25 protein-coding genes and 1 pseudogene are annotated in these 25,762 nt (G+C 45.5%); 14 read left to right on the top strand and 12 right to left on the bottom strand.

Features of this window, described 5'->3' with window-relative positions; all coding sequences use genetic code 11:
• Positions 1-153 precede the first annotated feature (153 nt).
• The gene (locus QUA20_RS21805) at positions 154-999 is read left to right on the top strand and encodes a nitrate ABC transporter ATP-binding protein (RefSeq protein ID WP_333191105.1); all 846 of its coding nucleotides are present in this window, start codon (positions 154-156) and stop codon (positions 997-999) included.
• Positions 1,000-1,597: 598 nt separating this feature from the next.
• On the opposite strand, the gene QUA20_RS21800 is transcribed toward QUA20_RS21805, so the two are convergent.
• From QUA20_RS21800 to QUA20_RS21790, 3 genes are all read right to left on the bottom strand, one after another.
• Positions 1,598-3,022, bottom strand: coding sequence for a leucine-rich repeat domain-containing protein (locus QUA20_RS21800; RefSeq protein WP_333191104.1), 1,425 nt, complete (start codon positions 3,020-3,022; stop codon positions 1,598-1,600).
• 82 nt (positions 3,023-3,104) lie between these two features.
• Positions 3,105-3,368 carry a hypothetical protein gene (locus QUA20_RS21795; RefSeq protein WP_333191141.1) on the bottom strand — a complete coding sequence of 88 codons (264 nt, stop codon included), beginning with the start codon at positions 3,366-3,368 and terminating at the stop codon, positions 3,105-3,107.
• On the bottom strand, positions 3,355-3,648 hold the full coding sequence (locus QUA20_RS21790; RefSeq protein WP_333191103.1) for a hypothetical protein: 294 nt from the start codon (positions 3,646-3,648) through the stop codon (positions 3,355-3,357). The genes QUA20_RS21795 and QUA20_RS21790 overlap by 14 nt, the downstream gene beginning before the upstream one ends.
• A 274-nt stretch (positions 3,649-3,922) precedes the next feature.
• On the opposite strand from QUA20_RS21790, the gene QUA20_RS32075 reads away from it, so the two are divergent.
• Positions 3,923-4,081 (top strand): DUF6888 family protein, encoded by a 159-nt coding sequence (locus QUA20_RS32075; RefSeq protein WP_445304696.1) that lies wholly within the window; start codon positions 3,923-3,925, stop codon positions 4,079-4,081.
• A 266-nt stretch (positions 4,082-4,347) separates the two neighbouring features.
• Here the strand turns inward: QUA20_RS32075 and QUA20_RS21785 are convergent, their stop codons facing one another.
• A complete protein-coding gene (locus tag QUA20_RS21785; protein WP_333191102.1) occupies positions 4,348-4,929 on the bottom strand; it encodes a Uma2 family endonuclease in 582 nt (193 codons plus the stop codon).
• 146 nt (positions 4,930-5,075) lie between these two features.
• Positions 5,076-7,946, bottom strand: coding sequence for a diguanylate cyclase (locus tag QUA20_RS21780; RefSeq protein WP_333191101.1), 2,871 nt, complete (start codon positions 7,944-7,946; stop codon positions 5,076-5,078).
• A gap of 514 nt (positions 7,947-8,460) precedes the next feature.
• Here QUA20_RS21780 and QUA20_RS21775 point away from each other — a divergent pair.
• From QUA20_RS21775 to QUA20_RS21740, 8 genes are all read left to right on the top strand, one after another.
• Complete coding sequence (locus QUA20_RS21775) at positions 8,461-9,141, top strand: methyltransferase domain-containing protein (RefSeq protein WP_333191100.1); 681 nt, start codon at positions 8,461-8,463, stop codon at positions 9,139-9,141.
• 105 nt (positions 9,142-9,246) lie between these two features.
• The gene (locus QUA20_RS21770; protein ID WP_333191099.1) at positions 9,247-9,399 is read left to right on the top strand and encodes a hypothetical protein; all 153 of its coding nucleotides are present in this window, start codon (positions 9,247-9,249) and stop codon (positions 9,397-9,399) included.
• A 3-nt stretch (positions 9,400-9,402) separates the two neighbouring features.
• Positions 9,403-9,825: an SMI1/KNR4 family protein gene (locus QUA20_RS21765; RefSeq protein ID WP_333191138.1), complete on the top strand. Its 423-nt coding sequence runs from the start codon at positions 9,403-9,405 to the stop codon at positions 9,823-9,825.
• The gene (locus QUA20_RS21760) at positions 9,818-10,363 is read left to right on the top strand and encodes an RNA 2'-phosphotransferase (protein ID WP_333191098.1); all 546 of its coding nucleotides are present in this window, start codon (positions 9,818-9,820) and stop codon (positions 10,361-10,363) included. Before QUA20_RS21765 ends, QUA20_RS21760 begins: the two co-directional genes overlap by 8 nt.
• Positions 10,364-10,434: 71 nt before the next feature.
• Positions 10,435-11,643 (top strand): AAA family ATPase, encoded by a 1,209-nt coding sequence (locus QUA20_RS21755; protein WP_333191097.1) that lies wholly within the window; start codon positions 10,435-10,437, stop codon positions 11,641-11,643.
• Positions 11,640-11,807, top strand: coding sequence for a hypothetical protein (locus tag QUA20_RS21750; RefSeq protein ID WP_333191096.1), 168 nt, complete (start codon positions 11,640-11,642; stop codon positions 11,805-11,807). Before QUA20_RS21755 ends, QUA20_RS21750 begins: the two co-directional genes overlap by 4 nt.
• A gap of 421 nt (positions 11,808-12,228) precedes the next feature.
• Positions 12,229-14,439, top strand: coding sequence for a PAS domain S-box protein (locus QUA20_RS21745; RefSeq protein ID WP_333191095.1), 2,211 nt, complete (start codon positions 12,229-12,231; stop codon positions 14,437-14,439).
• A 263-nt stretch (positions 14,440-14,702) separates the two neighbouring features.
• Entirely contained in the window at positions 14,703-14,996 is a 294-nt protein-coding gene (locus QUA20_RS21740) for a TIGR03792 family protein (protein WP_333191094.1), read from the top strand.
• Between the two features lie 25 nt (positions 14,997-15,021).
• Here the strand turns inward: QUA20_RS21740 and QUA20_RS21735 are convergent, their stop codons facing one another.
• The 7 genes and pseudogenes from QUA20_RS21735 to QUA20_RS21705 all read right to left on the bottom strand — a co-directional run bounded on the left by QUA20_RS21735 (position 15,022) and on the right by QUA20_RS21705 (position 21,092).
• Entirely contained in the window at positions 15,022-15,189 is a 168-nt protein-coding gene (locus tag QUA20_RS21735; RefSeq protein WP_333191093.1) for a hypothetical protein, read from the bottom strand.
• A 69-nt stretch (positions 15,190-15,258) separates the two neighbouring features.
• Positions 15,259-15,430 (bottom strand): annotated as a pseudogene (locus QUA20_RS21730) (transposase family protein); the annotation flags it as partial.
• Positions 15,431-15,660: 230 nt separating this feature from the next.
• Positions 15,661-16,650 carry a DMT family transporter gene (locus QUA20_RS21725; RefSeq protein ID WP_333191092.1) on the bottom strand — a complete coding sequence of 330 codons (990 nt, stop codon included), beginning with the start codon at positions 16,648-16,650 and terminating at the stop codon, positions 15,661-15,663.
• A 56-nt stretch (positions 16,651-16,706) separates the two neighbouring features.
• Positions 16,707-18,107 (bottom strand): hypothetical protein, encoded by a 1,401-nt coding sequence (locus QUA20_RS21720; RefSeq protein WP_333191091.1) that lies wholly within the window; start codon positions 18,105-18,107, stop codon positions 16,707-16,709.
• Positions 18,108-18,295: 188 nt separating this feature from the next.
• On the bottom strand, positions 18,296-18,574 hold the full coding sequence (locus QUA20_RS21715) for a hypothetical protein (protein ID WP_333191090.1): 279 nt from the start codon (positions 18,572-18,574) through the stop codon (positions 18,296-18,298).
• Between the two features lie 615 nt (positions 18,575-19,189).
• Positions 19,190-19,525, bottom strand: a complete 336-nt coding sequence (locus QUA20_RS21710) for a hypothetical protein (RefSeq protein WP_333191089.1) — start codon at positions 19,523-19,525, stop codon at positions 19,190-19,192.
• Positions 19,470-21,092, bottom strand: coding sequence for a mechanosensitive ion channel family protein (locus QUA20_RS21705; RefSeq protein ID WP_333191088.1), 1,623 nt, complete (start codon positions 21,090-21,092; stop codon positions 19,470-19,472). The genes QUA20_RS21710 and QUA20_RS21705 overlap by 56 nt, the downstream gene beginning before the upstream one ends.
• 230 nt (positions 21,093-21,322) lie before the next feature.
• Here QUA20_RS21705 and QUA20_RS21700 point away from each other — a divergent pair, with 230 nt between their 5' ends.
• The 4 genes from QUA20_RS21700 (at position 21,323) to QUA20_RS21680 (ending at position 25,563) form a co-directional block, all read left to right on the top strand.
• Positions 21,323-22,267, top strand: a complete 945-nt coding sequence (locus QUA20_RS21700) for a DMT family transporter (protein WP_333191087.1) — start codon at positions 21,323-21,325, stop codon at positions 22,265-22,267.
• A gap of 32 nt (positions 22,268-22,299) precedes the next feature.
• On the top strand, positions 22,300-22,428 hold the full coding sequence (locus tag QUA20_RS21695; protein WP_333191140.1) for a hypothetical protein: 129 nt from the start codon (positions 22,300-22,302) through the stop codon (positions 22,426-22,428).
• Between the two features lie 417 nt (positions 22,429-22,845).
• Positions 22,846-24,126, top strand: a complete 1,281-nt coding sequence (locus QUA20_RS21685; protein WP_333191086.1) for an aminotransferase class I/II-fold pyridoxal phosphate-dependent enzyme — start codon at positions 22,846-22,848, stop codon at positions 24,124-24,126.
• A gap of 63 nt (positions 24,127-24,189) precedes the next feature.
• On the top strand, positions 24,190-25,563 hold the full coding sequence (locus QUA20_RS21680) for a cystathionine beta-synthase (RefSeq protein WP_333191085.1): 1,374 nt from the start codon (positions 24,190-24,192) through the stop codon (positions 25,561-25,563).
• The last annotated feature ends 199 nt before the right edge of the window (positions 25,564-25,762 follow it).

Here is a 25,762-nt window from a genome sequence, read left to right as displayed (position 1 = left end):
TGCTAATTGTTAATTGTTGGTTTTTAGCTGTTAATTGCTAGTGAGCAATTCCCTTTTCATGACCTCCGTTACATCCGTTAAATCCCGTACATTGCTAGTTGCCGAACTTCCTTCCTTCTTTCTTTGCGAAACCACTCAAAATTTCCTAAACCCATGCTCAACACCACTAAAAACCAGACGAACACCAAAACTGAAATCCAGCGGGGAAAAGGCCGCCGCCAACCTTTTTTGGTGATGGACAATGTTTACAAAGAATATCCAAACGGTTACAGGGCTTTAGAAAACGTCAATCTGAATGTAGCGGAGGGAGAGTTTATTGCTCTGATCGGACACTCGGGCTGCGGCAAATCAACACTGTTAAATATGGTGTCGGGTTTTAGCCATCCCAGCCAGGGTACCGTGTCGATTAACGGGCAGCCGATTACGAAGCCGGGCCCCGATCGCATGGTGGTGTTTCAGGGTTACGCTTTGCTGCCTTGGCGGACGGTGTTTGAAAATGTTTATCTGGCGGTTAATGCTGTATTTCCGAATAAGTCGAAGGTCGAAAAAAATGCGATCGTCAAAGAGCATTTGGCGATGGTGGGATTGACTGAAGCTGCTGAGAAAAGACCGCCGCAAATTTCGGGGGGGATGAAGCAGCGGGTTTCGATCGCCCGCGCCTTGGCAATTCGCCCGAAAGTGCTGATTTTAGACGAACCTTTTGGTGCTCTGGACGCAATTACTAAGGAGGAATTGCAAGAAGAGTTGCTGAAAATCTGGAACGATCACCGCTGTACGGTGTTGATGATTACTCACGATATTGACGAAGCGCTGTTTTTGGCCGATCGACTGGTGATGATGACTAACGGCCCGTCGGCGACAATTGGCGAGGTTCTGGAGATTCCTTTTCCGCGTCCGCGCGATCGGGTTCAAATGATGGAAGATCCGGAATACTACAATTTGCGGAACTACGCCCTAGATTTCCTGTTCCGTCGCTTTGCACACGATCACGATGCCTAATTGGTTGAGAAATCAAAGTTAAACAGGAGAATATGAGACTTATCGAACAATTTTAATTCTGGTGGGGAGTAGGCGTTGGGCATCCTGCCGGCCCAAGACGCGCTTTTTTGCAGGAGTCTATTGAAAAGTTGAAGCCCCAGTGTTCCCCGATGTCAGGGGAACAGCGCTGCAGGCGCAATTTTCCCGATCCGGTTGGGTAAACTGAAGCTTAATGGTGGGCGATAAGTTTTTTCGGACGTTCGGATCTTTTTCTGAGCTTTTACGTCTACCAGCGAAGAGACCCGATTGCCTAGCTGTCGGTAAGCTGGCATGAACAGAGCCCACCTTCGATCCGAGGGTGGGCTTCTTCTTCATGTTATTAACCGTTTTTGGGCGATCGAGGGTTTGTGCATTCCACCCTTTGAACTGGCACAATGCGGGGACGTTATTACTGTTTGATGAATTAAGGTTTTTGTCAAAATAGCGGTTTTCAGTTGAGTGAAGTACAGATACTCGGGTAGGGAAACGACCGATCCTAAGTCCGGCGCGGGGCTGTGTGACTTTTAACAATTGGTATAAGACTGATGATTGTAGCAACACTTTTTTAAATTTGTATTACTCAGGTTTGCACGGAAAAATCCTCTGGGTCAATATCCCAATTTACCCAGCGAATTGCTTCTTTAGCCGATCGCACATCAGGCGGCACTCGCAAAGCGTGAATGTGTCCGGTGCTCGGACAGGTCATTTTCAACAAGTAAATCGGTTCGACATCGGCGTTATCGATTTTTAATAGCGTGTATTCTTGCCAAGTATCTAATTCTACTGCTTGGAGTTCGCAGCAAAGGCGATCGTAACCAATTCTCTCAATTAACAATCGGCGCAGTTCAACATTTTTTTCCGATAGAATCCAGCTTGCTTGCCACTGGTTAGGATGCAATTGTCCGTATTTTTCCGGCAAGGTTACGCCGTGATATGAGTAGATTTTGTAACCGTCGGGAAATTCGATCGCACTTTCTCCTTCTGCGTGTAGGTTATATTCGCTGTCGAGGGAGAGTTTGATTGGGCGATCGCACACATAGCAGATTTTCTCAAACATAAAAATCCACCCGCATTCTGTTAAAAGCTGCTTCAAACATTCCCAGGCTTTCTGTGCATCAGGATTGAGAACAATTCTAAGTACAGAGACACAGAAGTCAGCCACACAGATTTTGCCCAACAGGTATTTCCTAGTAAAGGGAGGCCACGAGTCGTTTCTATAGTCATAAAAATGTACTCCCACTTCTTGTTCTAGCTGTGACTCCCATCTCATTAATTTAGAAAAATTGGGTCTTTCTCTTATTAAGTTAAATGGCCGGCAGCCCGACTCTAGCTGTTGGTAAGACTGCCTAAAATCTGCGGTTTCTCTTACAAATTTCGATTTGGTTAATTCTGTTATGGCTGCTTGGGGACTCTTGCAAAAAATAATAAATTTCGGACTGGTCTTACCCAGAGCTGCGTAGGCAAATTCGATCGCTGCTGCGGCACGGGTGCGATCGACTGGCTCTGTAGAATTGACGATAAGTTCGCTCGATAGATTTAAATCGGTAATTTGATTGTTTTCGAGATTCAGGTAGGTCAGGTTGGTGAGTGCCGACAGCCCAGTGATGTCGGTAATTTGATTGGCGGAAAGATTCAGGTGTGTCAGGTTAGTGAGTGCCGACAGCCCAGTGATGTCGGTAATTTGATTGGCGGAAAGATTCAGATATGTCAGGTTAGTGAGTGCCGACAGCCCAGTGATGTCGGTAATTTGATTGGAGGAAAGATTCAGATATGTCAGGTTAGTGAGTGCCGAAAGCGGAGTAAAATCGGTAATTTCATTCCAGTCAAGATTCAGTTCAGTGAGGTTTGAAAGTATCCGATCGGCTTCATTGCAGTCAGAAGTGCCAGCCTTGTTTAACAGCACTTCAACTGTATATATTGCCTCTTCTGAAAGACTATCTTTGTGTTTGCACCATTCAGCAAAGCTACTGAGATTAATTGGTTGGTTTATTTGTGGTTCTGACATGATAAATTCTGACTTTAGTTGGTAAAATTTCAGGCCGCCAGGGGTTTAAACCCCTGGCGGCCTGTGTGGCAATGACAAATCTTCAAGTTTGCACGCTAAATTTCTCTGGGTTGATATCCCAATTTACCCAGCGAATTGCTTCTTTAGCCGATCGCACTTCGGGCGGCACTCGCAAAGCCTGAACAAATCCCGTATTCGGACAAGTCATTTTTAACAAAATTGTTTCCGCAGCTTGCGATCGATCTATCGGGCCAGTGGAAAGCGCGATCGCTCTCCACTTTTCGCGGTAAACTGGAATCAAAGCTGCTTGTTCTGGCGTGAGTTTTTTAACCTTAGTCTGCGACATACCGCCAACCTTGCGGCTCATATTCCCGCTGAATTCGCACCATCCAATTACCTTCTGGAATTGCGATCGCATGGTGTTCTTCGTGGCTCAATAAAGCTGTCGGTGAAAGCACCCGCAAGTACAAAGTGCCGTCTTTTTCGTAAAGTTCAGCTTGTCCCTCAATAATCTGGTGAGAATGTCCGGTGACTTCACCTTCGGCGAGAGTTAGGTGAGGTTTTTTTTCTCCTTGGATTTTCGGTACGGGGGTGAGAATTACGTCGCCTTGTCGGATGGGTTGCATAGGTTTTTTCTAAATTTTGTTGGTTGGTGTCGGTCGATCGAGCTTTTCTACCGCAACTCTATACTACATTCGTAATACACGGGTGTCAAGAGCCACAAACCAAGTTTCATAACTCTTTGCTGCACTGACAGACGTTATCTTGGAGTGTGAAAGTGCGATCGCAAACAGGAATGCTATAAATACACCCGAGTTTCGAGTCGCCTGGGTGAGGGCGGCTTGATAGATATTGTCGATGTGAATGAAAGATTGTTGGTGAAAGCCGCCCCTACAAATATTGTCGTTAATTTATCGAAGCAGTTATTACTTGACCTATTTGGCATTGCAACCTATTCACCTCATCTGTGTTGGCGAGAGAAGCTACAACTTGTTTGTATTGGTTGGGTCGGCGGAAGAGATTGAGGTTAAAATTCCTCCCAATGGGGAGTTATTTTAAATGATTCAAGTAGATTATACTGCAAAGTTCGATACAGCATTGAAGCATTATTTCCTTAAAAATAGCCGGAACAAAGCTGCACGACTAGCCTAATTAGATAGGCGGAAAAAGCGTTCACATTCAATCATAACAAAAGTGGAAATTTCTGATTTTTCTCCTAAAATTGAAGCCGCTATGCGCCAGCAAATGAAAGAATATAAAGGTGAGTATTTTATCCTAACAATATATTTATAAATGGGGGAGCGATCGCCCAAGCCACTTTTCCTCTAAACCGCAGAAATCCCGCGCCGAAACTCCTTAACTGCTTCAACCTTAGAAGCCATCAGCAAACAGCGAGACAGCAGGTTGATGTCTAAACCGGGCAGAACTTCGCTTTGCTCAATTTTTTCATAACCGTGCGATCGCAAATGATACAGGCCAAATACTCCATCCTCCCAAAACCAAACTTCCGGCACTCCCAAGGCTTGGTAGCGATTCAATTTGCTCTCGTTGCCGCTAGTAAATACAACTTCGATCGAGAGGTCTGCAATGCCTCCCGATGGTGTGCCAATTAAGTAAGATTGGTCTGCTTGTGCGGATGCTTTTCCTTCCTTTTCCTGGGTAAAGCTTCCTGTGGGAGTAAAATCGATTTCTTTTTCTACAAAATACGTACCCAGCAACAGGGCGATGACACTGCTGAAGACTTCATGTTCTGGCGAAACTGCCAAGATTTCTACCTGATTTTTGAAATAAAAAAGTCGGATGCCGGGGGAGTCAAAAAACCCCTGCTCGATTAGCTTGAATTGTTGCCAATCACTCCCGCAGTGAATTAGGCGCTGGTCTTTTGGATTGTCTAATGTTGCTGTCATGGCACGACCTCTTTTAACTATTTTATAGCAATTTGAATTCGCACAATTTTGCAAGCACATTGGTATGGTGCGTGACATCCAAAAAACCTGTTTAAATCGAAACAATCGATGCCAGACGCACCATACAAGTTGATTTAACTATTATATTATCCTTCAAATGAGGCAACAGAAACCCGATCGCGCCCTGATTCTTTTGCCCGATAAAGCGACTCGTCGGCGATCGCAATTAGCGTCCCCGGCTGCGACATCGGCGCCGGAATGCAGCAAGCTACACCCAAACTCAGCGTCACGTATTCGCTGACTGCAGACTTAGCGTGAGCTATCTGCAAACCCCGCACCTGTTGTGCGATCATTTCAGCTACGCAAGCCGCACCTTGAATATCCGTATTCGGCAAAACTACTACAAATTCTTCTCCACCGTAACGCGCTACTAAATCGGCAGATCGCTTTACCGAACGCTGCAGAACCGCCGCCACTTGCCGCAAACATTCATCCCCCGCTTGGTGCCCGTAAGTGTCGTTGTAAAGTTTGAAATAATCGATGTCGCACATAATCAAAGACAGCGGTGCTTCTTCCCTCGCCAAACGCCGCCATTCAGTATCGAGGTATTCATTAAAAGAGTGGCGGTTTCTTACCTCAGTCAAACTGTCGTAAGTTGCTAAATACTGCAAGGCTCGATTCACAGTTTCCAACTGCTGTTTCTGCTGCTGCAACTGACGGTTGAGAACCGCCAACTGCTGTTCGGCTGAGTGCGATCGCAACAAATTTCTCACCCTCGCCAGCAATTCCCTCTCGTCAAAAGGCTTTGCAATATAATCGTCAGCACCCGCATCCAAACTTTCGATCCGAGCTTCCATCCCCGATCGCGCTGTCAAAAAGATTACCGGAGTCGATTTCAATTCTGGCGTACTGCGAATCTCCTTGAGCAAATCCAGTCCGTTTTGTCTCGGCATGATTTGGTCGCTCACAATCAAATTTGGCTGCAAAGTTTTTGCTTTTTCTAAACCTTCAACCCCGTCACTCGCCAGGGCGACTCTATAGTACGGAGTTAATAAAGTTTGGAGGTAAGCCTGCAGAAAATCGTTGTCTTCTACTACCAGCAACAGCGGTAATTCTCTGCTGTCTGGTGTTAATTCTTCGCCATTATTTTTGTCGTCAAAACTGTGATGTTCCGGCAGCGGGGTGTGGGGTGCGATCGCCCCGCTATTTCCCGTACCCCACTCTCCTGAGCCGAATCCAGTCAGTCCTGCCAATTGGGCGATCGCGCTCACCAACTGATTCGCTTCCACCGGCTTCGACAAATGCCTCTGAAACCCCGCCTCCAGCGCCGATGCCGAATCTTCTTCCTGGATGCCTGCCGTCAGCGCCACGGCCGGCAGCAGTTCCCTGTGCTCGGACATTTCCATTGCTCTGATGCGGCGGATCAAATCGCAGCCGTCGGCTCCGGAAACGGTCATATCGCTCACCAACACGTCGGGCCGCGACTGTTGCAACTCGGCCATCGCTTCGCCGGCGCTACCCACTGCTATTACCTTTGCTCCAAATGCTTCGAGGCCAGTTTTGAGAAATTGCCGGATCTCGGCGGTGCTTTCCACCACCAGGACTTGCTTTCCCGCTAGGGGTTTGGAAACCGATCCGGGTCTGCTTTCCATTAGGGCGATCGCAGCAGTGCGATCGTCGGGTGCATTTTTCTTGGCAATCGGTAGCAGCACCCCAAATGTCGCCCCCTGACCGAGGCCGGGACTCGAAGCCCAAACACTTCCCCCGTGCAGTTCCACCAACTGCCGCACAATTGAGAGCCCCAGACCAAGCCGATGCTGTTCCTTGGTCTGGAAGCTCTCTGCGGGGCGGAAGTAGTCAAAGATGTGTGGCAGAAATTTGGGATCGATCCCGCAACCGCTGTCGCTGACGCGAATCAAGACGCCCGACGCAGTAGGCTCTGTCCGCACTTGAACTGGGTTTCGTGCCGATTCAGGGGTGAACTTGATGGCGTTGGTAAGGAGGTTCCAAACTACTTGCTGCAAGCGTTCTGCATCTGCCAAAACGTAGCTGACGGCGGGGTCAAAATGTGTTTCTACGCGGATGTTTTTGGCATCGGCGGCGGGGCGGAGGGTGCCGAGCGCAGATTCTATGATAGACGGGAGGTGAACTCGGCCGATGTTCAGGCACACTTTCCCCCGCAGCAGCCGCGAGAGGTCGAGGAGATTGTCTATTTGCCGGTTTTGTAATTTGGCGTTGCGCTCGATGATTTCCAAAGCGCGGCTGGTGGTGGCTTCGTTTAAATTGCGCGATCTCGCTAGCTGCACCCATCCCAAAATCGCGCTCAGGGGCGATCGCAGTTCGTGGGAGGCGATCGCCAGAAATTCGTCTTTTGCCCGGTTTGCTTCGGCTTGGGCTGCTTCAACGGCTTTGCGATCGGTGATGTCGAATCCGATCGCCAAATACTGACAGGGTTTTCCCTTGCAGCCCCACAGCGGAACTACTGCTGCGTACACCCAATAATCACTTCCATTCTTGGTTTTATTCTTAATGTCTCCTTGCCAAACTTCACCTTTGGCAACTGTTGACAGCAGATTTTTGATTAATTCCGAAGACTTATATTCCGAATGGAGGATGCCAAAGTGGCTGCCGATCAATTCTCCGCGCGAATAGTTGGACATGGAGCAAACTCGATCGCTGACGTAGGTGATAATTCCTCGCGCGTTCGTCCTCACCGCAAGTGCCGATCGGTTGATCGCCCCCTTAAAATCTAAACATTCTTGCAGCGACGAATCTAGTTCTTTTACCGTAGAAATTTTGCCTGGGCGATCGGTCGTGTCCGGTTGCTGGCGATCGGTCTTATCCTTGCTCCGTTGTTGGATTTCCATTGCTTCTATTTTCCCCTGACGGCTGACACCTAATCTACTCGCATCCTGATTCATTATCACTATTTTGCTTCCCGCGCCGGCGGGTGTAATATTTTGTATCTCTACATCTTCCTGAAAATTTGGCAGGTACCACATCCACTCGGGAGTCACCTCAATTTTTGTTGATAGTTGGCTAAACTTTGTCAATCTGAGGACTGATTTTCTGATATCTAGCCGACCATCGGCTGCTGGCTAATTGGCTTTGATCTTCGATCTTTTATCTTTTACGAGGGGGAATTACGGAGAATTTTAGGGTGTCGATCGCGAGCCTCAAGTTGCATTCTTGTTTTAAACTGGTATCATAAGCGTCAATTTTTTTCTCACAATTACTCCTCGGATCTGGCGCAAAGTCTCCTCTTGCGAAGGCTTTCGGGTCTGTGGCTTTTGACCTCATATCCTCTCCAGCAGATATATGTGCAGGGCTAGACAGTTCCCAAATCATTGGCGGGTTTCGGCGAATAAAGTCCGTGTCTGGCGATCGTCCGCAACTTCTGTTAAATTAATTCCTTCTAAATCTTGACAGGTCTGTATATTACTTGTATTATAAAATGTAGTATGCACTCAAACGAGAGCAGCCAAAGTGTATTGACGCACTCAACTATTAACATTTTGAGAACAATAGTCTGTGAATTTAGACGCTGTACGCGAGCAATTTGAAGAAATAGCATTTAATTATGACGGCTTAATTACTCGCCTCATTCCGCAGTATCGCGAGCAACACGAGTTAATATTGCAGTTACTCGCTTCTGAAACTAATGCTAACATAAAAGTTCTGGATTTAGGCGCGGGAACTGGCATACTGTCGGCTGTGATTTTGTCAGCATTTCCTCGGGCAACTGTCCTTGCCTTTGATATAGCGGAAAATATGCTAAAAATTTGCCAAACTAACTTGTCCGCTTTCCGAGAAAGGCTGACCTTGCAGCAAGGAAACTTTGCCGAAGATGATTTCGGCAGCGGCTACGATTTGGTAGTTTCTGGGTTGGCAATCCACCACCTCGACAGCGCAGGTAAACAACAGCTATTTCACAAACTTTTCCACTCCATGAATCCAGGGGGAATCTTGCTAATTCGAGATATTGTCACAGGTGCTACTCCCCGGCTGACTGAGCAATACGAACAGTTGTGGCGGCAGTATATGAAAGCTAACGGAGAAGACGATGCAGCCTGGTTCCAAAAATATTTAGAAGAAGATATTCCCTCCTCTGTGGAAGAGCAGATTAAGTGGCTGGCAGAAGCTGGTTTTGCAGACGCCGGATGTCACTGGCGCTATCTGAATTTTGCTATTTTTGGCGGAGTTAAGAAGTGAATGCAACTGGGTTAGGCTGCCTGAGGATAAATCTGCGATTGCGACAAAAATCTTAACCGATCGAATTTAGTATCTAAATATGCCATAAATTTACGTTTCACTATCATGAAAACCATCTGGAATCGCATTAATTCTTGGCTTGCCGTTAATGCGCCAGAAATTCTGAACAATCTGCAACCGGGAGCCACCCATGAAGCTATAAAAGCAGCAGAACTATTTTTAGAAATAGAGTTTCCTGAAGATGTAAAATCATCTTAGCGCATTCATAACGGTCAGTTTGAAGAGAGATATTCAGTAATGCCGTACGGGCAGTTTCTTTGTTTAGAAGGAATGATAAGAGAGTGGAATTATTGGAAAGAATTACTGGATACAGGCGACTTTAATGAGGAAGATGGCAATGATTGTGGCTGCGCTTCAGATGGACTGATTCGGACAGAATTGTGGTGGAATCCTAAATGGATTCCGATCGCTTCCGACCTCAGCGGCGACAGTCTTTGTTTGGATTTAGATCCAGCACCAGGAGGTCAAGTTGGGCAAATTATTTTTATTTGCCACGATGATGGTTGCAGAGGCTTTATTGCTAAAAGTTGGCGAGAATGGTTGGAACAGTTAGCCACAGATTTAGAAGCTGGTAAATATATATATGAGAAAAAAAGACTTTATTTGAAAAAACCAAATGAATAATTCACGCTTAGTCAAAATTAGCAAATACCTCAGCCGACATTTGCGACACGCTCCGGATCGCATCGGCATTCAACTCGCTCCAGGCGGCTGGGTTCCTGTTAGCGAACTCCTCGCTGCGTGCCAAAAAAATAACTTCCCTGTTCAGCTTGCAGAACTCAAGGAAGTAGTCGTGCAAAACGACAAAAAACGCTTTTCTTTCAACTCCACAGGCACTCTAATTCGTGCCAACCAAGGACACAGTGTAGAGGTTGACTTGCAGTTAGAACCCGCACTTCCCCCGGATATTTTATACCACGGAACAGGTAGCACTGCCGTCGAGTCTATTCTCAGTCAAGGAATTAGGAAAATGTCGCGGCATCATGTTCATTTGTCGGTAGATATCCCGACGGCGCGCCAAGTAGGTGGAAGACATGGCATCCCGGCTATCTTTACTGTAGATGCCGCAGCAATGCAACGCGACGGCCATACATTTTACTGCTCAGCTAACAAAGTTTGGCTAGTAGATTTTGTGCCACCCAATTATCTCAAAATAAGTTGATAAATTTCCGGTTTTTTGTATAAAATGTACAAAAAATGTTTTAACATAAGAGTAAGTAGGAGTTTTGCAAAATGAGTGCGGCAGATATGGGCGATCGCGAAAACAATTTCAATCAAAACAATCCTCAAAATCGAGGGCTTCTCGGCTCTGGATGGCGACCTTTTTACCGTCAATTTGATTGGGATCACCTGCTACACTTAGCGTCTAGCGACCCCTTAGAACTAGCTCAAAAAACTTTAGGTGCAGCTAGCGACATTGCCGATGCAATGGGACGACATCAATATACCTGGTGGGCAAATATTTTAAATGTATTCTCGGAAAATACTCGCTACGAAATTGATGAGTTTTGGGATTACATTACTCCGCAGCCAGTTTACCCGGATTACCGCTACAAAGACGTTTTAGTTACCGAAACGCCGGTGGTACAATTGGTCAGCCGCGCTAGCATTCCCATTGACTACGTTCTCAACAAACTCCAAGAAATTACTCTTTTCAAAGTTCTGGATTTGCTGGGAAAACCGGATGCGATCACCCAGTCTTTTATGGAGCGACATTTTTCTTATTCCCCGGAGCGATTTATTAGCTGGGAACGCTTGGAAGTTTTGGGTACTGTTTATGCTTATTGGGCCCGATTAGGCTGTTGGCTGCAAATTGACAGCTACGACAGGGGAAGACGCTGCTACACTCTGATTTCCCAAGATATTGCGCCGCTCGTTAGCAAGGCAACTTACAATTTAGCGGTGATTCTGGGCGGGTACAAAAGCCGCGTCGGACAGGTTCACAGCCAGTTCCCAATTCGGACGTTTTCTGCGGAGGTTCAAAGTTTTACCGATACAGTTCAGCAAGCAATTCTGGATCAAAATCAGTTGGCTGTTTTGGTCAGCGGCGAACCGGGGACGGGCAAAACTGCTTGGACGCAAGCGGTAGCAAAGGAAATTTTAGTGCCGCTGGGTTATGTAATTTTTATCTTAGACCACGATGCTGTGGAAAATTTTGTGCCTCCGAGTTATTTAGAGCGGATTTGTATTATTATCAATGAAGCTGATAATTTGGCTCAAGATCGATCGACCGCAGAGGGTCAACGCACTAACAAAACTGAACACATTTTGAGTTTGCTGGATGGAACTTTGTATCAAAGTGTCATCGACGATAACGGGATTCAATTTGGACAAAAGCTCGTAGTTTTGATGACTTGCAACACTACTGAAAGATTAGATCCTGCAATGTTACGCAAAGGGAGAGTGGATTTTACCAGTGAATTTACGCACAAATTTGTTTGAGCGGTCTCTTAAATTCTCAAGCTATCTGGGCGATCGCACTGGCTACTACACGATCTCATACCATGTTTGATTTTCGATTTTCAATTAAAGAATGGGGAATGACTGATGAAGCTCAAGGTTTCGATCGCAGGCCTACAGTTGCATTCTTTTGGGAAATTGTATAAAATACCGAACAATTACCAGGAAATCTTCTCAATCTCCAAGTTTGGGGAAAAATTTCTTGAGTACCTATAGACTATTGGTGTCAACTATCCCCTAAAACCCTTTGTCTATCTCGTTTTTGCCGAGTCTCGTTCCCCTCTTGCGCCCCCGAATAGTCGGGGGACGCAAGAGAGAACTCCAGTCTCCTCCGAGTATTCGGGGGCGCCCCGCCGATCTGTGCCTAATAGTCAAACAGCACTCGGACACTAGATTTGCTCTTAAGTTGACAGTAATGCCTATAGACATATCCCCATCAAAAATGATATCACTGATGGGTGATACCCTCTAAGGGTATCGTCCGAGAGAGCCAATCAGGGAAACACAGCATTTTTGGTCTCAAACAGAATTTTTCAAACTAGACAGCTATGGAGGAAATCCCAAACCGTGCAAACTAAGCCAGTTCAGCAAAAAAGTCAGGGACTGGGAAAGTACGCCGACGGGACTGTCCCGCTCGCCCAACAACCCCTAGAGGCAGCCGTGTCCGATAGTAAAGACAGATTTCGGCGGTTTGTTGAGCGCTCCGCCGACGCCGTGGCAATGGTAGATTGTGAAATGCGCTATCTGTCGGTTTCTCGTCGCTGGGAAACAGATTGCGGGATTGGCCGCGGGGAGGCGATCGGCCGATCTCATTGGGAACTGTTCCCGAATCTCCCGGGATATTGGGAGCAAAACGCCCAGGCTTGTTTGACCGGAGTTTTGAAATACAGCGAGTTTGTGACAGGGCAACCGATCGCATCTGTATCAGGAAAAATCGCAGGCGGTTCTTTCAGCGCGTCGGTAAAATGGATATTTCAACCTTGGAAAAATAACGAAGGTGCGATCGGCGGTTTGATCCTGTTGGCCTCTGAGATAGCTGAGGAGCTCGCTCAAACACATGGCTATAATAAATTTCAGTCTGAGGCCAAAAGCAAGCAGTTAGAAACAATACCGCAACTAACTCAAATTGCCCTCGAAAATGCTGCTGATACAATCTTTTTTACTACCTCCGACGGTGAAATTTGCTATGCGAACAAAGCTGCTTGCCATCTTTTCGGCTACTCGGAATCGGAACTGCTTAACCTGAGGGTAAGCGACATCGATTCGCAGTTGTCAGCATCGGATTGGCCCGAACACTGGGAGCAACTCAAGCAGCAAAGCAACCTCACTTTTGAAACCAGTTATACAACCAAAGACGGCGCCAGTTTTCCCGTCGAAGTTAAAGTCAATTATTTAGAATACGGCGGCTGCGAATACCGCTGCGCGATCGCCCGCGACATTTCCGCTCGCCAAGTAGCAGAATCAGGGCTTGTAGAGGCGAAAGAGCAACTTCAAGCTGTTTTGGACGCCGTGCCGGGATTAGTTTCGTGGGTAAGTTCCGATTTGCGCTACTTGGGAGTAAACCGACATTTAGCTAGCGCTTACAAAATGCCTGCCGAACTATTTGCCGGTCAAAAAGTAGGTTTTTTAGAGACAAGTCCCAAATTTAACGATTTAGTATACGATTTCTTTGCCAACCCTGAAAAGAAGACATCTCAGGAAGTAACAGCGAGCATCCGAGGAGAAAATAAAACTTATTTAATTGTCGCTCAAAAATACCATAACAGTGCGGCTGCGGTATTTGTGGGAGTAGATATTACAGCAAGCAAACACTCTCTTTTGGCTTTGCAAGAATCAGAAGAACGCCTGCGGCAGCAAGCGGCGAAATTAGAGCAGACGCTGTTAATTTTGCAGCGAACTCAAACTCAACTGATTCAAACAGAAAAAATGTCTTCTTTGGGGCAGTTAGTAGCAGGAATAGCCCACGAAATCAACAATCCAGTTAGTTTTATTTCCGGCAATGTCAGCCACGCCACGGGCTACATTCAAGAACTGCTGCGATCGATCGACCTTTACCAAAAGTATTATCCCCATCCCGTGCCGGAAATTCAATATCTGATGGACGAATTAGACTTAGAATTTATCAAAAAAGACTTGCCGAAATTGTTAAATTCAATGAAAGTCGGTTCCGAAAGGATTCGGGATGTCGTGCGATCGCTCCGCTTGTTCTCGCGTACCGACGAAGCCCAAATGAAGCCGGCAGATATCCACGAAGGTTTGGACAGCACTTTGCTGATCTTGCAAAATCGCCTGCAAGCTAAAGGGGGACGCCCGGGGATATCTCTAGTTAAAGAATACGGGGATTTGCCGCGAGTCCGCTGCTATGCGGGACACTTAAACCAAGTGTTCATGCACTTGTTGACAAATGCGATCGACGCTTTAGAAGAAGGGGGGAGAAATTCCGAAAAGCCTGGTAAAATGCCAAATAAATCTTTCTTGTCTTCGGTCAGGCCGGCATCTGAAATGTTCAATCCCGAAATTCGGATTCGGACCTCTGTGGTAGGGGAAAGCGAAGTTGCGATCGCCATTAGCGACAACGGCCCTGGCATGACTGAAGAAGTCCTCGGCTGCATCTTTGACCCTTTATTTACCACTAAATGTCCGGACACTAGCACAGGTTTGGGTCTAGCAATATCCCAACATTTAGTAGTAGAAAAGCACGGCGGTAAGTTGCACTGTGTTTCGCGTCCGGGACAGGGAACTGAGTTGATAATTAAAATTGCGATCGGCAACGATTAATTGACTTCACCCAAAGCTGGAGACAAGCTCCCGCCCAAAGTCGCCCAGAGCAAAAAAGTTGAGATTTTAGTTTAACAGTCTTGGAGGCAGAACTTCTCTATGTAGGGTGTTCTTCGGCGCACCTTACCGCTATAATTCGCGCTTCCAACATTTTTTTAGTAACGCCTGTTTAAGCGCCCAGAGTGCGGCATTAGAGTCAATGCTAAAATCAAAAACATAAAATCTAAAATCTAAAATCGAGTGATTAAAAATAGTAAAATAATATGATAATTGAGTGGCTGAGATTTAAAGTACCTCCCGAAAAGTGGGAGGCGTTTATTCGGCGAGATGAAGAAGTTTGGACGACCGGACTAAGAAATTTCCCAGGTTATTTGGGCAAAGAAATTTGGGTGGATGCGGTGGAAAATGAGGTGGTGATGTTGATTCGCTGGGAAACTAGGGAGCAGTGGAAGTCGGTTCCGCAAAGCACAATAGATGAGTTGGATGCCCACATGGGCGATTTGCAAATTGCGATCGCCGAAAGTCGCGAATATCAAGTTCGCAAGTTTTTGCATTAGTTAGTCAGCAGTGATTAGTTAGGAGTTAGGAATCAAGCGTCCCATCTTTGATCGAGAGTCCGGGAACTTGACAAAAGTCTCGTTGGTTGCCAGTGATAACGGTAGCACCGACGGATAAGGCAATGGCTGCTATCGGCATATCTTTTTGGGGCGTTGCTGATTTAGGGTATGAAAGCCTAAATATGCAAGTCATAGAAACCAGCATCCACAAAACTTCGGGATTTATAAGTTATTTTTTTTCATACGCTGATTAAGCAACGCCTTTTTTACTAATGCCATAATTCTCGATGTCTTCCCACCCTTGCGCTCCGGCGATGATAGCAAAAATTGCGATCGCTAGGATATCGGTGAGTTGATGTTTCTTAGTTCGCTCGACTCTGGGGTCTTTAATATCTGCAAAATGTGCGACTAAACGGGCGTTGAATATCTTGAATCTCTGCTACTTCCCGAAGCGGTAGTTGAGGAAGAGAGCTTTTTTTGGCAGAGGTAAATTTGCTCTCAAAACCCTGAGACATAAATTGTATTCCTAAATATTTTATGGGGTGGCATTGTTGTCATCTCACTTATTTGACTCATTGTCAAGTACAATTTATACCAAATTATATGAGCTTACCCTGACTAAAAACCTCCATTACTTAAACACAGAAGAAATATTTTTTGACTTTTAATTTCCAAAAGGGGTAACTTTTTCGGCTCCTTGACTAGGCTTGGCGATGTATATGCCTGCCAAAACTATAGAAAAAGCCAGCCAGTTCAGAGGACTTAACTGTTCTGAAAAGATTATCCAAGCAAGTATAGCAGTAATCACCGGATCGAGCAGCAAGAACACGGCAACGAACCCAGAAGAAAATCCTTTGAGGTTATAAGCCTGAAGACTTTGACCCAAAACTTGGCAGACCAAGGCTTGGGCAATTATTGTTAACCAGCCAGCCCAGGAATAGGGAAAAAGCACATCTTCCGTTAGCAGAACGATGGGGAAAGTTAACAGTGCCCCGCAGCAGGAACACCACAAAAGTATGGTTGTTGCTGAAAACTTGGCTCGAAGTTTTTCTACAGTCAGCAGATTGGCTGCAGAAAAGACAGCAGATAGTAGGGCAAGCGAGTCACCTGTGAAGTTATCACTCGCTACCTGCAAATCGCCCAGTCCAATTAAGATTGATCCGCTGATGGCGATTACCATGCCAATGAGGAATCTGCCCTCAAAACATTGACTGAGAAACAGCCATCCCATCAGAGTCGTGAACAGCGGGGTGACGTTATGCAGCAGATTAGAGTTAGCCACACTTGTCTGGGTGAGTGACCAAGCCCAGGTTATTAATGTGCCTGAGAACAAACAACTCATTACTAGCAACAAGACTACATCGCTGACTGTGTAATGCTCCTTTTCGAGCAAGGAGTCGTGGGAGTGTCTTTCCCTAAAGGTCTCGAACACCTTCCCTAATCCTAAAATGATAGTGGCTACCCAGAAGCGATTGAATACTGTCGCAACCGGACCCAGTTCCCGTTCGCTCAATCTGATGAAGATGGCGGCAAAGGATAAGGCAAGGATCGCCAGAAATAATGAAGTTAGTCCGATACTCCCTTGGAGTCGCTGCGCGATCGCACTTGGTGTCTGCTCTATCTGTTGCTGTGATGGTTTCAGTTCAATTGTCATCTTCACTTCTCAAAGTAGTACCTGCGCCACCATTGGAGTGGCGCAAGCTAATAGCATTACTCTTGCATTCCCGCATACAGGAGCCGAACAAATAAGCGGACACCATCATCATTTTTCAATGTTGAATAGGAGGGAGCTTTACTGTTACCGATCGCACGCAAATCCGAGAGCAGTTCTGGATGAAATTGGCAAGTAAACGAGCGTCTAATTTTCTTAGTTTCAAAGTCTTTGTAATTAATGCAGGTTGCCGAACATTCGGTAACTATTTCACCATCTTCCTCTGCTGTTGAACAAAGAATTTCAATGGCGTCGGGCAGTTGTATTAGCCAGCTCAGAGAGCTACCAGCTATGATGTGCCGATAGGGAACAATAGCGTCATGAATACTGCGGAAAGCCCAGTTGGCAAACAATATTGCTTCTTCGTTGACTTCATCGGAATGAAACATCGAAATTGACACTCTTGCCTCATATTGAATTGTTGTGTCAATCACGCCTTCATGGCTGTCGGCTGTGACATCATGAGCATGAATAATTTCCCAAGGAATACCTAAAGCATCGCCGTCGGGAGACTGATAAGGCAACAACACACGATCGCCTACTTCTTTTAATTCATTGCGCGTCACGGAAAAATGCTCGTCATTCCAGCCTGTAGCAACAACTCGTCCATCACGCTTTTTGACTTCGAGTGTCTTGCCCATTGCTTCGATGCGCTGGCAGACTCCTTGCAACGATCTGAGTCCTTTGCTCTCCTTATCGCGTTCTAAAGATGTCATATTGAGGACTTGTTTGACTGCACGCCGGATGAGTCGGATGTGACATTCAGCAGCTAGTTGGTGTCCTACACAGATAAATATTGCCGGGGCACTGGTGGGCGATCGCGAGATCAATAATTTTTCCACTAATGCAAACATATCCTCTCGCGGACAGGCCGGACTTGTCCAGGTAGAGGCATCGTATGTCGATGGATGGCCACCTTCGACTACCACTGCATAACCAGAGTTAATTGCCGGAACAACTATTTCTGGATCGAGGACTCCTGTTGACCAAACAGGTAGTAATACTGAGTCCATATCGGCGACTTTCTGAGCAATGTATGCGACATTTTTGGAAGCCCGAACATCTTCGCCATTAGCGTTAACGCCTACGTGTTCCCAAGGTTCTATAATAGTAATACAGTTGCGTAACAAATTGGGATGCAACAGTAGAAACTCCAAGTCTGACTGTGAATTAATCACTTTTTCTAAAGGCTTGGCGTGTCCCCACTCAAAAATGCCGTCGCTGGCAAATAGTTCTTTTTCCAAAAGCGGGTCTTCTGAAGTTCTATCGGCTAAAAAACGACCTAACAAAATATGCGCCGATTCAAAATCCGATCTGCCTTCATGCAAGTAGCCAGGAGTTAGTCGCCAGTCGGCTGTGGTGGTTGTATATTGTTGAATTTTGATAGATTCTATGCTCATAATTTATCTTTTTCTGTCGTTAGAAAACTTAAGCTTGTACTCACAGGAACTGCACCAAGTATGTATACTCAACAAGCTATTTTCTAAATTATGAAATAATTTAGATGAACTTTATATACCCCCTCTCATACCAAAGTTCATCGCTCCGTATTCTTGCAACTATTTTACATAGTATATCGATACCGCCATCAAGTTTCATCCTCAGCTAAAGTAATCAGTCCATCATCTAAACTTAGATTTAACTGCTTATCCAAACTCGGTATTAAATCAATACCAAAGCTTTGATTTTTATCTTGGGCTCTGGCACTAATTCTTACGCCAATACACAATTCATTACGGCTTTGTGCAGCTAATACACAATCAGCAGAAGTCAGCTTGCTAATCTGTTCTGGGGGAAAGTAAAGCGATATTGGCTTGACATACAGTTCGCTACCTTCCGATGAAAACAAATCACGATAGATTGACATTATATCAGGCTATTGGGATACCTGGGCTAAAATTTTTGATACATATTGATCGGTGAGGAGAAAGTCTTTTACCGCGGCTTTGATTACCAAGCTTGATTTTGAGAGAATTTTTTCATTTTGCTTGTCAAATTTATCACTTATCCTTTGTTGATTTATCAACTTATGTTTTGAGTTTATGTTCGTCGAATCTTACCATACTTATAAAAATTAAGTAATTAAGATATGGCTGAGTCTGGGAACGAGAAACGAGAAAATGGAAGCCGTCCGGGGTCTGATAATATCAAATCCGGTTAATCAGCCACACAAGGAAGTGGGCAGGGGATATGAGGCATGGCGCATGAGGTATCAGGGAAGTCAGTGCAATTAGCCGGATTTGATATCACCCCTGATTCGCTAACATCATCTTACAAGAGAAGGGGACTGTTAAGAATGCGACCAGAGGTCTACTTAAATTCACATCTTGCACCAATCTCAAGAACAGGCTTTCCGGCCTGTTCCACAAAAGATGAATTTTCTTGTGGGGCGGCAGGATGCCCATCCTTGAAAGACTTATTGACAATGATGCAAGATGTCAGTTTAAACCGATTGTGTCAGGTGAGGCAAAGAATGTGATATTTATGCAAGTTCCACGAATACGGTGCTGCGGGCAAACTCCTCCTCCGGCGAAAAGTATGGAGCTTTATCAACCAGCGTCAGGTCAAAACGGTATGTCTCGTGAAGGAATTTGCCGCTGATGAGAGCCGATTCCAAATCGTTGATGTATTCTTCGGCGATCGTACAAGCCTCCTTAATACGTTTGCGATCGCGAAGGGAAGGTCTAACAGCTTCTGCAATGTTGCTCTCACCCCTACCTAGCGTGAAGCTGCCTTGAGAATATTGACCGACATTCTCACAATCAATTAGACAAATATGACTGACGCAAATGCCAGACGAGCTCGCGCCGCATTTCACTGAGAATCCGCTGTCCCCGTTCACAATGTTCCAACTTGATGTCATCGACATAGAACCGCACCAGCGTGTCTCGCGTGTAATCTCCCTTCAGGTCATTGATCCAGATTTTGGGGTCTTGCCATTCATTGCGTGAACTCTTGAAGTTTTCTCGCAACCATTCGCGAAAGCGTTCTACCAATTCGTCTAATCGCGTGTCTAACCCTTTGGGATTACTAATTGCCCATAACAGCTTGTTAACTTTGATCTTCAACAAATCAATCTTCTGTTCCCACTCTTGCTTCAACGTTTGCTGGTCTTCTTGAAATAGGTCAGGGTCTTTCAACCAGTATTGATACCAACGGCGTATCAGCCCAATCAACGTACTCTCGGATACTGTTCCCGTAGCTTCACTGAGCAAGCGTCTGCGACGGTCATGCCGATCGGACTTGTTTGATTCCAGTCCAATCTTTTGACAAAGTTCCAGATAGTATGCTTGCACTGTTCGCCGCTCCTCTACATCTAATCCACCCCTTTCTAATTGGGAGATGAGATCGGCTAGGTGCGCCAAACCCATTTCAATCTCAGCTAGTAAAGTATTCACCTCAGTCTCAGCTAACAAGCGTTGCCGTCCCGTTTCTCGCTTCTGTTGCGCTTTTACCCCAGGTATAGAGCAACCATAAAACTCGTCAACTAATTCTAACTTCTTGTCAATTTCGCCCATGGTATCGGGGTGCGCCAGCACGACTTTTTCCATCATGGAGATGGCTAGAGCCGGGGCAACATCTGCTTTGATGGGAATGGCGATCGTGTAGTAGTAATGATTGGTCGGACGGCTGAGGTTAATAATTTCCTGCCCTTCAAACGCGGCATTGGGGATGTAAATCTGTGAGTGCGTGTCAATGAGATACAGTTCGGTTAATCGCAGCCCAATGTGTTTGATCACGCCTCTTCTACCGTTGGCTAGCTCAATCACATCCCCAAAGCGAAACGGTGTATCGATGAGCAAGACTAACCCACTGAAGAAGTTTGCCAGAATGTCTTTTAGCGCAAACCCCAAGATAAAACTGATTCCTCCGATGGCAACTAACAAACCTTGGATGTCAACACCGAATGCCTGGAGAAACAGCAGTCCACCCACCAAGTAAACAATTAAAGGGAGAACATTTTGTAGTATCGGAGTGAGAACATCATCCCACATTGCCTCGGAGCGTGCGGCATACTGGCTAAAAGCATAAGGCACAACCTCGGTGAGCAATTGAACCACCCAAAAGGCGGCGATAAGGACAAGAAAAGCGGTCAAGCCTCGCTGGAACCAAGTAATGTAAATTGTAGGAGCGATAGATAGCGTCTGCAATGCCAGCTTGAAACCGATCGCGAACACAATGAGTGTCAGCGGCGTTTGTGAGACGTTGAGTGCAACTAACACCAGGTCGGAGGTAAATTGACGGAAAACCCTCCGCAAAATACCAAACAGTAGGTAGAGAACAATAACGACAACACCAATAATGCCGAAGTTAAGCAAAAATGCACCCCATCCTGGAGCAGGCAAAATAGCTAACAGAAACGTAGAACTGCCGAGCGTCCTCATTTGGAAACCGGCTCCACAGATCCGTAAAGTATGTAAAAAATAGTGCTTGACATAGTATTAGATAGGTGTTAATAAATGAAAGGGATGCTTTTTCAAAAATAGAAATATAAAAAAACTAAAACCAGCATTTAGCTCCTAGATTTGCTAGAGAAGACTTCTCGATCGCCACGAAGCACAGTTGCTTCACAGCCAATCATAATTTTTTATGTTTTATAGTTGTTTCACCCCTAATGAATGAATCCAATAAAACGACGATGGCGCTCGCCTCATTATTTGTCGGTGTAGTCGCCCTCTCTTTTGGCTCTATCTTCATTAGATGGAGTGAAGCTGAACTAAGTCCCAATGCTACAATATTTAATCGCTTTTGGCTAGGTAGTATCGTCTTTGGGCTGTGGCAAGGATACAAGGCAATACGTCAGAGACTTTCTGGTGACAAACCCGTTCAACAGCATTCATACACCAGTCAGGAGCTTTTGCTATTGCTGGGTGCTGGGACTTTTTTTGCTGCCACCTTAGCCTTTGTAGCTTGGTCGCTGACTCAAACCAGCGTCGCTATCTCGACAATCCTACACAATCTCACCCCGATCTTTACCAGCTTAGGAGCGTGGTTATTATTCGGTCAAGGCTTTAACCGCCAATTTCTGATTGGGATGGTCGTCGCCATTGGCGGAGCGATCGCCATTGAAATCGAGCAAATACACATGGCTGCTGGTGAGGTCACAGGAGGCATAGCTGCCATCGTCTCTGCGGTTTTTATGGGTGCATATCTGCTGGTAGTAGAACAACTGAGAACCAAATTTGACCCCATCACAATTCAGTTGTGGGTTTGTGCGATCGCTACCCTATCCATCTTGCCGATGCTTGTGTTCGCTCAAGAGCGGGTTTTTCCTTCTTCACTGAATGGATGGCTGTTCGTCATTTTTTTCGCCCTCGTCTGCCAAGTTTTAGGTCAAGGACTTTTAACCTATAGCGTTGGTGGCTTGTCCTCAGTGGTTGTCTCCTTAGTACATTTGTTAGAGCCAGTATTTAGCAGCATTTTGGCTTGGGCAATATTTTGGGAAAAGTTAAGTTTCTCGAATTGGGTAGGTTTTGCCCTAGTTCTCATCGGTCTATACCTAGCCGTATCTAGCCAAGCTGTTGTTCGTCTCCCACAAAATCGGCTAGAGAGCGGTTAGTCACCATTACTGTTTCTTTCAACGGTAAGCAAGTGAAAAAGACTTGGCTCAAAAAATCTGCACAACTCGATGTCAATACATTTGCTAAAAAGTATGGCAGCCAAACAGGAATTAGCACAGCAACCGTCGTCCAGAACACCTGCTTGGCTCGCAACTGCTGAAGGTGAAAATACAAGACTTAGACATGAGCTGGCTCGATTGAATAGAAAAACTATTTTTTAATTCTAAATCCGAAGAAATGCTCAAACATTCAATTCGTTTACTAATTCACGCTCCTCAAATTCGAGGACGTTCTCATTCCATATTCAAGTAATCATTTAGATACTCTGATTTGAACGCTATTCGACCTGCCTCCGTCATCGGTGAGAGCCAAATCATACCTCTGTTCACCAACGCCAAAACTTTTGTAACCTAACTAGGACTTATGCACCGTAATTCTCAGGACAAGGGTTTGAGGTTCTAGATCCTGCGGAGCCACTGCGCTAATGCGATCGCTCAGAATGACGCAATTAGGCACTCAGTGCGTAAGTCCTAACAGCGATTATGATTAACATAAATAGGTCAACTTAACTCATCTTATGGCAGATCAAAAACAACCACCAAGTAAAACGCCACAGGAGGCACAAGAAGCCGATACTAAAGAGAATTTCGATATAAAAACTCATACAATCTCGTCCCGACTGCTCAAAGCGATTCAAGCCCCGACCCCCAGCGAACTCCTTGCCAAGGCAAACTACATGAATCGCAAGCATGAACCGGGGAGCATTGATTTTACTGAGGGTGACGCTCACGAACTGCCCCCACCAGGCTTTGTAGAAGCCCTTCAGCGCTGGAGCATTCCGCAAAATGAGAGTTGGTTCGGTTACAAAGACAACCTTCCACAGGCACGAGTCACTGTGTCAGAAGGTCTGAAGATGCAACGCGGGATCGCGATCGCACCTGAAGATATTTTCCTGACCAACGGTAGTCTGATTAGTCTGAATATTTGTCTTCAGATGCTGACCGAAATAGGAGACGAGGTGATTATCATCACCCCACCTTGGCTAAACTACAGGCGGATGATTCATGTTGCTGGTGCAGTTCCGGTTGGCGTTGCAGTCAATCCAACTACTTTCGATCTGGATCTCGATGCGATCGCCGCTGCCATAACTGAACGTACCAGAGCGATGGTTATCAATTCACCCCACAACCCCACAGGCAAGATTTTTTCAGCAACAACCCTACAACAATTAGCAAATCTGCTCACCAATGCCTCCCATCGCTACGGCAAACCAATCTACCTGATTTCCGATGAAACCTTCAGCCGCATTGTATTCGATCGACGAACTTGTCCCAGTCCCACCCAGTTCTACCCGTTTTCCTTCCTCATCTATGGCTACAGTAAGGTCTGGATGGCTCCCGGTCAACGCATCGGTTATATTGCCTTGCCACCCACAATGCCTGAACGTGAGTCAATACGGCGCATAATTCGGACACTGCAAGGCAGTCCCTTTGGTTGGTGTTTCCCCAGTGCCCTGATGCAATACGCCCTCACAGATTTGGATGAACTCACCATCGATATGGAGCATCTACAACGCAAACGCGATTGGATGGTGAAGGCACTCCAGGAAATGGGTTACAAGTTGCAAATTCCGGAAGGGGCATTCTTTTTGTTAGTAGAGTCACCCTGGTCAGACGATTGTGCTTTTGCCGAGTTACTAGCCAGCCACGATGTTTTTGTGTTCCCTGGAACGCCCCAGGAAATACCGGGTTATTTCCGAATTTCTCTGACTGCCAACCAAGACATGATTTCCCGTGCCCTGCCGAAATTTCAAGCAGCTATAGAACACGCTACGGCCAAAGCATTTGGTGGAGTTTAGTCTGAAGTTTTTTTCCCAGCATCAAACGGCAATACAACATTAGAAAATACTAGAGACATTCGGATGGCAACTTACAATAATATTCTGGAAGCGGTTGGCAGAACTCCCCTAATTAAACTTAATAGTATCAGTCAAGAAATTGAATCAACAATTTATAGCAAGGTAGAATACCTCAATCCGGGTGGTAGTACGAAAGATAGAATAGCTCTGTCCATGATTGAAGCCGCAGAGAAAGCAGGAAAACTGCAACCCGGTGGGACAATAATTGAGGCAACAGCAGGAAATACGGGAGTTGGTCTGGCGCTAATCGCTGCGATAAAAAAATATCGCTGCATATTTGTGATGCCGGATAAGATGAGCCAGGATAAAATTAACTTACTGAAAGCTTATGGAGCAGAAGTAGTAATTACGCCGACATCAGTTCCGCCTGACTCTCCAGAAAGTTTCAACGGTGTAGCAGAAAGACTTAGTAAAGAAATATCAGGAGCTTATAGACCGGATCAATTTGCTAATCCTAATAATCCGTTAGCCCATTATTTAACGACTGGGCCAGAGATTTGGTCAGACAGTCATGGGCAAGTTGATGTTTTTGTTGCCGCGATGGGAACAGGCGGCACAATTTCTGGAGTTGGCAAATATCTGAAAGAACAAAATCCAAATATAGTAATTGTTGGTGCAGATCCAGAAGGTTCAATCTTTTCTGGTGACACCCCCAAACTTTACAAAGTTGAGGGAATTGGTGAAGACTTTATTCCGAAGACGTTTAACCGCCAAGTAATAGATGAAATGGTCAGAGTTAGCGATCGCGAGTCTTTTAATATGGCTCGCCGTCTAGCGCGAGAAGAAGGTTTATTGGTGGGAGGCTCTTGCGGTACAGCAGTAGCAGCAGCCCTTAAATATGCAGCCCGATTATCAGAACCGAAACAGATTGTAGTGCTGTTACCAGATACAGGAAGAAACTACATAAATAAAATCTATTCTGATAGCTGGATGCAGGAAAATGGTTTTTGGGAAGAACCAACCAAAAAAACAATCAAACTTCAAGAGATACTTGCCCAGAAACAAGATTTTCCCTCACTCGTTTCTGTGAGTTCGCAGGATACATTGAGTCAAGTCATCGAAGTTATGCACAAACTGAATATCTCACAAGTTCCAGTTATTGAAAACCATCACATCATTGGCAGTTTAAATGAAGCAGCTTTAATGAAACTACTGCATGAAGGGATTAATTTTTCTCACCAAAAAGTTGCGCCTGTTATGAGTAAACCTTTACCGAGTTTAGATGTGAAAGTCGATATTTCCGAAGCTTATAGAGTTCTTCTATCAGGAACTAATGGTATTATAGTTGAACAAAATAGTATTCCTGTAGGATTAATTACTAGAACTGATTTAATTAAATATTGGGCAACCCAAACGGAGCGTCTGAATTATGAATGAGAAATAGTTTTATTCCCTAAAAATACAGTTAAGTAGAATGAATGATTTAGTTTTTTTAGCTGCTCATCAATTAGCAAAAGCAATCCGCGATCGCCAAGTCTCTTCAACAGAAGTAATAGAAGCTTAGGAATGAAAATTTAATAACATCAGCGATGTATAATAAATAAATGAGTGAATATGAATAGGTTTATGTTTCGGT

The sequence above is a fragment of the Microcoleus sp. Pol7_A1 genome (assembly GCF_036701085.1).
Lineage (GTDB): Bacteria > Cyanobacteriota > Cyanobacteriia > Cyanobacteriales > Microcoleaceae > Microcoleus > Microcoleus asticus.
This window is presented reverse-complemented; position numbering and strand designations above follow the sequence as displayed.

Bases quoted from the DNA above. Each gene is read 5' to 3' on its own strand.
- QUA20_RS21715 (WP_333191090.1), bottom strand. From the start codon at position 18,574: ATGTCAATCTATCGTGATTTGTTTTCATCGGAAGGTAGCGAACTGTAT.
- QUA20_RS21720 (WP_333191091.1), bottom strand. From the start codon at position 18,107: ATGAGCATAGAATCTATCAAAATTCAACAATATACAACCACCACAGCC.
- QUA20_RS21680 (WP_333191085.1), top strand. From the start codon at position 24,190: ATGGCAACTTACAATAATATTCTGGAAGCGGTTGGCAGAACTCCCCTA.
- QUA20_RS21785 (WP_333191102.1), bottom strand. From the start codon at position 4,929: ATGACAGCAACATTAGACAATCCAAAAGACCAGCGCCTAATTCACTGC.
- QUA20_RS21800 (WP_333191104.1), bottom strand. From the start codon at position 3,022: ATGTCAGAACCACAAATAAACCAACCAATTAATCTCAGTAGCTTTGCT.
- QUA20_RS21795 (WP_333191141.1), bottom strand. From the start codon at position 3,368: ATGTCGCAGACTAAGGTTAAAAAACTCACGCCAGAACAAGCAGCTTTG.
- QUA20_RS21685 (WP_333191086.1), top strand. From the start codon at position 22,846: ATGGCAGATCAAAAACAACCACCAAGTAAAACGCCACAGGAGGCACAA.
- QUA20_RS21755 (WP_333191097.1), top strand. From the start codon at position 10,435: ATGAGTGCGGCAGATATGGGCGATCGCGAAAACAATTTCAATCAAAAC.
- QUA20_RS21740 (WP_333191094.1), top strand. From the start codon at position 14,703: ATGATAATTGAGTGGCTGAGATTTAAAGTACCTCCCGAAAAGTGGGAG.
- QUA20_RS21735 (WP_333191093.1), bottom strand. From the start codon at position 15,189: ATGACTTGCATATTTAGGCTTTCATACCCTAAATCAGCAACGCCCCAA.
- QUA20_RS21700 (WP_333191087.1), top strand. From the start codon at position 21,323: ATGAATGAATCCAATAAAACGACGATGGCGCTCGCCTCATTATTTGTC.
- QUA20_RS21790 (WP_333191103.1), bottom strand. From the start codon at position 3,648: ATGCAACCCATCCGACAAGGCGACGTAATTCTCACCCCCGTACCGAAA.
- QUA20_RS21725 (WP_333191092.1), bottom strand. From the start codon at position 16,650: ATGACAATTGAACTGAAACCATCACAGCAACAGATAGAGCAGACACCA.
- QUA20_RS21770 (WP_333191099.1), top strand. From the start codon at position 9,247: ATGAAAACCATCTGGAATCGCATTAATTCTTGGCTTGCCGTTAATGCG.
- QUA20_RS21705 (WP_333191088.1), bottom strand. From the start codon at position 21,092: ATGAGGACGCTCGGCAGTTCTACGTTTCTGTTAGCTATTTTGCCTGCT.
- QUA20_RS21760 (WP_333191098.1), top strand. From the start codon at position 9,818: ATGAATAATTCACGCTTAGTCAAAATTAGCAAATACCTCAGCCGACAT.
- QUA20_RS21805 (WP_333191105.1), top strand. From the start codon at position 154: ATGCTCAACACCACTAAAAACCAGACGAACACCAAAACTGAAATCCAG.